General features: G+C 64.6%; 7 protein-coding genes and 1 tRNA gene. 7 read left to right on the top strand and 1 reads right to left on the bottom strand.

Annotated elements, in window-relative coordinates; all coding sequences use genetic code 11:
- Positions 1-672 (top strand): alpha/beta hydrolase (locus VN856_RS08640; RefSeq protein WP_325688019.1); only part of this gene is annotated, 672 nt, incomplete at its 5' end.
- Positions 673-1,159: 487 nt separating this feature from the next.
- Positions 1,160-1,633 (top strand): PaaI family thioesterase, encoded by a 474-nt coding sequence (locus VN856_RS08635; protein ID WP_325688017.1) that lies wholly within the window; start codon positions 1,160-1,162, stop codon positions 1,631-1,633.
- 621 nt (positions 1,634-2,254) lie between these two features.
- On the opposite strand, the gene VN856_RS08630 is transcribed toward VN856_RS08635, so the two are convergent.
- Positions 2,255-2,330 (bottom strand) — tRNA-Arg (locus tag VN856_RS08630).
- A gap of 113 nt (positions 2,331-2,443) precedes the next feature.
- On the opposite strand from VN856_RS08630, the gene argS reads away from it, so the two are divergent.
- The 5 genes from argS to thrB all read left to right on the top strand — a co-directional run bounded on the left by argS (position 2,444) and on the right by thrB (position 8,854).
- Positions 2,444-4,096 (top strand): arginine--tRNA ligase, encoded by a 1,653-nt coding sequence (argS, locus tag VN856_RS08625; protein WP_325688015.1) that lies wholly within the window; start codon positions 2,444-2,446, stop codon positions 4,094-4,096.
- 80 nt (positions 4,097-4,176) lie between these two features.
- Complete coding sequence (gene lysA / locus VN856_RS08620) at positions 4,177-5,511, top strand: diaminopimelate decarboxylase (protein ID WP_325688021.1); 1,335 nt, start codon at positions 4,177-4,179, stop codon at positions 5,509-5,511.
- Between the two features lie 3 nt (positions 5,512-5,514).
- On the top strand, positions 5,515-6,840 hold the full coding sequence (locus VN856_RS08615) for a homoserine dehydrogenase (RefSeq protein ID WP_325688013.1): 1,326 nt from the start codon (positions 5,515-5,517) through the stop codon (positions 6,838-6,840).
- Positions 6,837-7,919 (top strand): threonine synthase, encoded by a 1,083-nt coding sequence (thrC, locus tag VN856_RS08610; RefSeq protein ID WP_325688011.1) that lies wholly within the window; start codon positions 6,837-6,839, stop codon positions 7,917-7,919. The genes VN856_RS08615 and thrC overlap by 4 nt, the downstream gene beginning before the upstream one ends.
- Positions 7,919-8,854 carry a homoserine kinase gene (gene thrB, locus VN856_RS08605; RefSeq protein ID WP_325688009.1) on the top strand — a complete coding sequence of 312 codons (936 nt, stop codon included), beginning with the start codon at positions 7,919-7,921 and terminating at the stop codon, positions 8,852-8,854. Before thrC ends, thrB begins: the two co-directional genes overlap by 1 nt.
- Positions 8,855-8,984: the final 130 nt, after the last annotated feature.

Genomic DNA, 8,984 nt, shown 5'->3' with positions numbered 1-8,984 from the left:
CCGGAGCTAAAGGTGCTGACCGTTGATTTGCCAGGTCGGCGAGGGAAGCCCGGTGACTTGGTCACGGCGTGTATCGACGAGTGGGTTGACTCTGTGGTTGCAGACATCAAGAGCGCGGAGTTCGACGACAACCTTGTCATCGTCGGCCACTCTTTGGCGGGGCTTACAGTCCCAGCTATCGTCGCCAAGCTTGGCTCATCGCGAGTGCGGGAGATGATCTTGGCCACCGCGCAGGTACCAGCCAACGGCAGCGCCCTGGTGGATACGTTTCCCGGGGCATTGAGCGGGTACCTGCGTCGCACCGCGAAACGCAAGGTGCAGAAAGGCCGTTCATTACGCCCGGGAGGTTTGCCTACTGCATTGGCAAGGTTTGTATTTTGCAACGGAATGACTCCCGCACAGCGCAGGTTCACGCTGGCTCGGTCCTGTCAGGAATCAGCCCCCATCATGATAGAAAAAGTTGACCGCAGCGGTATGCCCGACGAGGTGCCACGCACGTGGATACTCACTCGGCGTGATCGCGCCGTCCCGATGAACATTCAACACGAGTGCATTGACGCGCTTGGCGGTGTGCAGACCCTCGTCGAGATCGACACCTGCCACATGCTGATGGTCAGCGAACCTCAACGGCTAGCCGAAATCCTCGTCCAGCGGTGTCGGCTCTACGAGTAGGCCGCGCCTAGATACGGACACGAACCTCTTCGATGTTCCCTGGGCAGCGGCTGGTGCGGGACTCTCTTGCATCGGCGGGCGTACGGGCCTCTCCTGTGCAGCGTGCTCGGCGGTCTGCTGACCGTGCTGTGACCTGCACGTTTGGTGCTGGTTATTGCACGTAGCTTGCACGCATTCGTGAAATGCGTGCTCAGAGAGTGCCCCCGGCAGGATTCGAACCTGCGGCGACGCGAAATGCGGATAGCTCTCTGACCAGCGCCGATAAGCCCAAATAGATTGTAGCACAGCAGGTTTGGGCTAGCATGGATGGCACGGCTCGGACACTCCATGGCGCGAGCATCATTGCTCTATCAGGCTGCCGTCGATGAGCGCCAGGTGGTCATTGCCGAAGCTCTGTCGGCGCTGGCCCGCCAGCCCTGACCCGAATGACACCGAAATACTGAGTCTGTGCCGACCCCTTTCGACCGGCTTTCATGTCATCATTCCCGTGATCGTGCTGAGCAAGTCACCCCAAGGGCCATCGGAGGCCGCCGACATGGATCCGAATGAGGACCTGCACAAGTCCCCTGTACACAAAGCACTGAACATGAGTGTTGTCGAACAGAAACCGGGACGAGCCGTACTGTCCATGCCGCTCAGCGAGGAGATAAGAGGCTTTTTCGAAGGCACCATCCACGGCGGAATACTCGCAACGTTGGCCGATGCCGCCTGTGCCATCTGTCTTGTCGGGGCCTACGACTTCACGAACGAATTTACTGTGACAACAGACATGCACGTCCGCTACTACCGCCAGCCACGCGGTGGGCCGCTCCGCGCAGAAGCCACAATGGTTCATAACGGTCGCACACTCTTGAGTTCCGAATGCGCGGTCTTTGACGCAGAAGACCGCGTGCTTATCCGGACAACCGCGACATACGCCCGTTTGTCTACCCCCGGTCGCGGCGTGGGAAGCACAAACTAATCGTTCCTTGCCTGCTCTAGTGCAGGTGTGCTCGAACCCGGCAGGATCGCAAACTGCCGGATTGAGCACATATCCGCAGGTCAAGGCCATTAGGCCGCCAAGCTGTCGGATGGCTGTCTGATCCAGCGCGCGCGCGGACCTCAATTTCCTTGTGGCTCAATGTATTTCATCTGCGCGATGCCCGGTGCGACACGATTGACCGGCGTACCTGAGCCTGAGCGGCCACGGCATCCTCAAGCGTCATCAGCGCCGTTCCCGGTGGCGTTGATGGGCCGAAGATCGATGCCATCGGCGGTCATGTTGACCAGAACGTCGGCCCGCTGGTTAGTACCGAAAATCGGAGCGGTCACTTCATTTCCTTACGTTTATTGATGATGCTTAATAGCACAATTGATTTGCCTGCAATTCTACGCGGGATCGACTTAAGAATGTTAGGTACAAAAGGCGTGTTGGCGTGTCTGAATAGGAATGACTAGGCAAAACTGAGCAACGGGAGTTCCTCGGGCCGATCCACCAGGGCGGGTTGGCGGCAGCAAACAACCGCAGCGGGGCAGGCATCCGACCTGGATCAGACGGCGTCGGGAGATAGGCCCCAAAAATGGGCTCTACCTGGGGAAACGCTGGTGCCCCCGGCAGGATTCGAACCTGCGGCCTTCTGCTCCGGAGGCAGACGCTCTATCCCCTGAGCTACGGGGGCGCACACGACAAATGCTGCGCCAACGGGCCACGACAGACTAACGCATCACGACGGCCTGCTGGGCACCGGAATGGATTCGAAGCCAGAGGACCTCAGCCCATAGGATGGCCTGCGTGAATCCCGCCGATCTTGCCGAGCTGCTGAAGGCCACCGCGACCGCGGTGCTGGCCGAGCATGCGCTCGACACGGCCGCGCTGCCGTCGGCGATCACCGTCGAGCGGCCACGCAACCCCGAGCACGGCGATTACGCCAGCAACTTGGCGCTGCAGCTCGCCAAAAAAGTCGGTGCCAACCCCCGCGAGCTGGCCGGATGGCTCGCCGACGCACTGGCCCAGGCCGACGGCATCGCCTCGGCGGAGGTCGCCGGACCCGGCTTCATCAACCTACGGCTGGACGCCTCGGCGCAGGGTCTGATCGTCAACAACGTCATCGACGCCGGCCACACCTACGGCAACTCCGACGCCCAGGCCGGCCATAACATCAACCTCGAGTTCGTCTCGGCCAACCCGACCGGACCCATCCACATCGGTGGCACCCGCTGGGCGGCTGTCGGCGATGCGCTGGGGCGGCTGCTCACCACGCAGGGCGCCGACGTGGTACGCGAGTACTACTTCAACGACCACGGCGCGCAGATCGACCGGTTCGCCAACTCGCTGATCGCCGCCGCCAAAGGTGAGCCCACTCCGGACGACGGCTACGCGGGCAGCTACATCGCCGACATCGCCGCGCAAGTTTTGCAGCAGGCACCAGATGCACTGAGCCAGCCCGACGCCGAACAGCACGAGACGTTCCGGCGGATCGGCGTCGACTTGATGTTCGCCCACATCAAGAAATCGCTGCACGACTTCGGTGTCGACTTCGACGTCTATACCCACGAGGAGTCGATGCACACCAGTGGCCGCGTCGAGCAGGCGATTGCGCGCCTGCGCGAGAACGGCAACATCTACGAGAAGGACGGCGCAACCTGGTTGCGCACCAGTGCTTTTGGCGATGACAAGGACCGCGTCGTGATCAAGAGCGATGGCAAGCACGCCTACATCGCGGGCGATCTCGCCTACTATCTGGACAAGCGCGGGCGAGGTTTCGACCTGTGTATCTACATGCTCGGCGCCGATCACCACGGCTACATCTCCCGACTGAAGGCTGCGGCCGAGGCATTCGGCGACGACCCGGCCTCCGTCGAGGTGCTCATCGGCCAGATGGTCAACCTGGTCCGCGACGGGCAACCGGTGAAGATGAGCAAGCGGGCGGGCACGGTGATCACGCTCGACGATCTGGTCGAGGCGATCGGTGTCGACGCCGCGCGCTACAGCCTGATCCGGTCGTCGGTGGACACCCCGATCGACATCGACCTTGCGCTGTGGTCGTCGGCCTCCAACGAAAACCCGGTCTACTACGTGCAATACGCGCACGCCCGGCTTTCCGCACTGGCCCGCAACGCCGCCGAGCTGGGCCTGATCCCCGACACCGACCACCTCGACTTGCTCACCCACGACAAGGAGGGCGCGCTCATTCGCAACCTGGGTGAGTTCCCCAGGGTGCTGAAAACCGCGGCCGCACTGCGTGAGCCGCACCGGGTGTGCCGCTATCTCGAAGACCTCGCCGGCGACTACCACCGGTTCTACGACTCGTGCCGGGTATTGCCACAGGGCGACGAGGAGCCCAACGAACTGCACACCGCTCGGCTGGCGCTGTGCCAGGCGACCCGCCAGGTGATCGCCAATGGGCTGGCGATCTTGGGTGTCAGCGCTCCGGAGCGAATGTGAACGCGCATCCGGCCGGACCCCGGCACGCTGAGGAGTTTCACCACTCCGGTGTTCCGCCGTGTCCGTCGAGCACTTACGAATTGCTGGAACTGGCCCCGAACGTGTGGCCGCGCAACGTTGTTCGCGGCGACGATGGAATTGTCAGCATTGCAGGCGTCTCGCTGCGGTCGCTCGCCCAGGAATACGGCACACCGCTGTTCGTGATCGATGAAGACGACTTCCGGTCGCGGTGCCGCGAGATCGCCACGGCATTCGGCGGTGGCGCCAACGTGCACTATGCCGGAAAGGCCTTCCTGTCCAGCGAAATAGCACGCTGGATCGACGAGGAAGGGCTGTCGCTGGACGTTTGCACCGGCGGCGAACTCGCGGTCGCATTGCACGCCGACTTCCCGCCTGAACGGATCGCGTTGCACGGCAACAACAAATCGATCGATGAACTGACCGCTGCCGTCAAGGCCGGCATCGCTCATGTCGTTGTCGACTCGATGATCGAGATCGAGCGCCTCGACGCCATTGCGGGCGAGGCGGGCATCGTCCAGGATGTGCTGGTCCGGGTCACCGTCGGCGTCGAGGCCCACACCCACGAGTTCATCTCCACCGCCCACGAAGACCAGAAGTTCGGGTTGTCGCTGGCCAACGGCGCGGCCATGGACGCGGTTCGCAGGGTGTTCGCCAGCGATCACCTCCGCCTGGTGGGCCTGCACAGCCACATCGGCTCGCAGATCTTCGACGTCGGCGGCTTCGAAATCGCCGCGCACCGCGTCATCGGTCTGCTGCGCGACGTGGTCGCCGAGTTCGGGGTCGACAAGACCTCGCAGATCGCTACCGTCGACCTCGGTGGCGGCCTTGGCATCTCGTATCTACCCAACGACGATCCACCTCCGGTGGCCGAACTCGCCGACAAGCTCAGCGGCATCGTGCGTAACGAGTCCGCGGCGGTGGGTTTGCCGGTGCCACGACTGGTGGTCGAACCCGGGCGCGCCATCGCCGGACCCGGGACCATCACCCTCTACCAGGTCGGCACCGTCAAAGACGTCGGCGTCAGCGCGACGGCGCACCGGCGTTACGTCAGCGTGGACGGCGGCATGAGCGACAACATCCGCACCTCGCTGTACGGCGCCGATTACGACGTGCGTCTGGTCTCCCGCGCCACCGAAGCCGCACCGACGATCGCTCGTATCGTCGGAAAGCATTGCGAAAGTGGCGATATCGTGGTTCGTGATACCTGGGTACCCGATGACATCACGCCGGGCGATCTGGTTGCGGTGGCCGCAACCGGCGCCTACTGCTATTCGTTGTCGAGCCGTTACAACCTGATCGGTCGCCCCGCGGTGGTGGCCGTGCGTGACGGACGGGCCCGTCTGATTCTGCGCAGGGAGACGGTCGACGATCTGTTGAGTCTGGAAGTGAGGTGAAGCGTGAGCAGCGATGAAAAGCCGGTCGGTGTAGCGGTATTGGGGCTCGGCAATGTGGGCAGTGAGGTCGTTCGCATCATCGAGGAGAGCGCTGACGACCTCGCCGCCCGGGTCGGGGCGCCGCTGATACTGCGCGGCATCGGCGTACGCCGGGTAGCCGACGACCGCGGTGTGCCCGTCGACCTGCTCACCGACGACATCGACACGCTCGTCTCCCGTGACGACGTCGACATCGTGATCGAAGTGATGGGGCCGGTCGAACCGTCGCGCAAAGCGATCCTGTCCGCGCTCGAGCACGGCAAGTCGGTCGTGACGGCGAACAAGGCCCTGCTCTCGGTGTCCACCGGTGAGTTGGCGCAGGCCGCCGAAAACGCCCACGTCGACCTGTATTTCGAGGCCGCCGTGGCCGGCGCCATCCCGGTGATCCGCCCACTGACCCAGTCGCTGGCCGGCGACACGGTGCAGCGGGTGGCCGGCATCGTCAACGGCACCACCAACTACATCCTGTCTGAAATGGACAGCACCGGCGCCGATTACAAGTCGGCTCTGGCCGACGCGAGTGCGCTCGGCTACGCCGAGGCGGACCCGACCGCCGACGTGGAAGGTTTCGACGCCGCAGCAAAGGCCGCCATCCTGGCGTCCATCGCCTTCCACACCCGGGTGACCGCCGATGACGTCTATCGCGAGGGCATCACCAAGATCAGCCCGGATGATTTCGTGACGGCACGCGCATTGGGCTGCACGATCAAACTGTTGTCGATCTGCGAGCGGATTACCACCGACGATGGGCAACAGCGGGTTTCGGCTCGGGTATATCCCGCGCTGGTGCCGCTGGAGCACCCGCTGGCGACGGTCAACGGTGCGTTCAACGCCGTGGTGGTCGAGGCTGAGGCCGCGGGCAGGCTGATGTTCTATGGCCAGGGGGCCGGTGGAGCGCCGACCGCATCGGCGGTGACCGGCGATCTGGTGATGGCGGCCCGTAACCGGGTGCTGGGTAGCCGTGCGCCCAAAGAGTCCAAGTACGCTCAGCTGCCGGTCGCCCCGATGGGCGTGATCGAGACCCGCTATTACGTCAGCATGGACGTCGCGGACAAGCCCGGTGTATTGGCCACGGTCGCGGCCGAATTCGCCAAGCGCGAAGTCAGCATCGCCGAAGTCCGCCAGGAGGGCGTGGTGGGCGAGGGAGGACGCCGCGTCGGCGCTCGCGTCGTGGTGGTCACCCACACCGCCACCGACGCCGCCCTGTCCGAAACCGTTGACGCGCTGGCCGACCTCGACGTGGTGCAAGGTGTGGCCAGCGTCTTGCGGCTGGAAGGAACCAACGTATGAGTTCGTTCAAGGCCGCCGTCCATCAGCGGTGGCCCGGCCTGATCGAGGCGTACCGGGACCGGTTGCCGGTCGGCGACGACTGGGTTCCCGTCACGCTGTTCGAGGGTGGCACGCCGCTGATTCCCGCACCCCGCCTGTCGGCGAAGACCGGGTGCACGGTGCACCTCAAGGTCGAGGGCCTCAATCCCACCGGCTCTTTCAAGGACCGCGGCATGACGATGGCCGTCACCGACGCGGTGGCCCGCGGCCAACAGGCGGTGATGTGCGCGTCGACGGGGAACACGTCGGCGTCGGCCGCGGCGTATGCGGCCCGCGCCGGCATCACCTGCGCGGTACTGATTCCGCAGGGCAAGATCGCGATGGGCAAGCTCGCGCAGGCCGTCATGCACGGCGCCAAGATCATTCAGATCGACGGCAACTTCGACGACTGCCTCGAGGTCGCCCGCAAGATCGTCGCCGATTTCCCGACGATCGCATTGGTCAACTCGGTCAACCCGGTTCGTATCGAGGGTCAGAAGACGGCGGCGTTCGAGATCGTCGACGTGTTGGGTTATGCACCCGACATTCATGCCCTGCCGGTCGGCAACGCGGGCAACATCACGGCGTACTGGAAGGGCTACACCGAGTACCACGCTGACGGTGTGATCGACAAGCTGCCGCGCATGCTGGGCACCCAAGCCGCGGGCGCGGCGCCGTTGGTGTCCGGCCAACCGGTGAGCAATCCCGAGACCATTGCCACCGCGATCCGCATCGGCTCGCCGGCGTCGTGGGGGCCCGCGGTCGCGGCGCAGGAACAGTCCAACGGCCGCTTTCTGGCTGCCACCGATGACGAGATTCTCGCCGCATATCACCTGGTGGCGGGTGCCGAGGGCGTCTTCGTCGAGCCGGCTTCGGCGGCCAGCATCGCCGGTCTGCTCAAATCCGTCGACGACGGCTGGGTCAAGCCGGGCTCGACCGTGGTCTGCACGGTGACCGGTAACGGCCTCAAGGATCCCGACACCGCGCTGCGGGACATGCCGACGCCTGCGCCGGTTCCCGTCGACCCCGTCGCCGTCGTCGCGAAGCTGGGGTTGGTCTAGTGCTTGCTTCCGGGCTGCTGGCCAGTTCGGTGGTCGCGGCCTCCAGTGCCAACCTGGGCCCGGGCTTCGACAGTCTCGGGCTGGCATTGAGCCTCTATGACGAAATCATCGTCGAGACAACTGATTCCGGGCTGCTCGTCGAGGTCGAGGGGGAGGGCGCCGGGGAGCTGCTGCTCGACTCCGGCCATCTGGTTGTCCGCGCCGTCGAGCACGGGCTGAAGGCCGCCGGTGTCGGTGCATCCGGGCTGAAAGTTCGGTGCCGCAACGCAATCCCGCACTCGCGCGGGCTCGGGTCGTCGGCGGCGGCAGTCGTCGGCGGTCTTGCCGCGGTCAATGGTCTGCTCGCACAGGCGGGTTTGACACCGTTGGGCCAGGCCGAGCTGATCCAGTTGGCGTCGGAATTCGAAGGGCATCCCGACAACGCGGCCGCGGCGGTACTGGGTGGCGCGGTCGTCTCGTGGACCGACTCGAGTGCCGGCCCGCCGGCTTACTCGGCGGCGCCGCTGCGGCTGCATCCCGATATCCGCCTGTTCCCGGCCATTCCCACCGAACGCTCCTCGACGGTGGAGGCGCGAGTGCTGCTGCCCACCCAGGTCAGCCACGAGGACGCCCGCTTCAACGTCAGCCGTGCGGCGCTGCTGGTGGTGGCGCTCACCGAGCGGCCTGACCTGCTGATGGCCGCCACCGAGGACGTGCTCCACCAGCCGCACCGCGCGCCCGCGATGCCCTCGTCGGCGGAATTTCTGCGGCTATTGCGCCGTTACAACGTGGCAGCTGTGCTTTCGGGCGCTGGTCCGGCGGTGATCGCGATGAGTACGGCGGCTGATCTGCCCGCAGAGGTGCTGGACTTCGGCGCTGCAAACGGGTTCGCGGTCAGTGAAATGACGGCTGGCGACGGCGTACGCTGGAGTTCGGGAGTAGCAGTTCCCAGCTAGCATCCCCAGACGCGGCGGAGGGGCTCCTTGCTTCCGGCATCGAAGCAGGTTATCCTCGGAGCCGTCCAGCAATCGCAGCATCTGCATATGCGTTGACATAGGACGTACACCAAATTCTTCTCGTGAACGA

This window comes from Mycobacterium sp., from assembly GCF_035603715.1.
Lineage (GTDB): Bacteria > Actinomycetota > Actinomycetes > Mycobacteriales > Mycobacteriaceae > Mycobacterium.
Note: the sequence above shows the minus strand (reverse complement) of the source record. Positions and strands in the feature narration are given on the sequence as shown.

Excerpts from the sequence above, each read along its gene's own strand:
- thrC (WP_325688011.1), top strand. The coding sequence starts at position 6,837 with ATGAGTTCGTTCAAGGCCGCCGTCCATCAGCGGTGGCCCGGCCTGATC.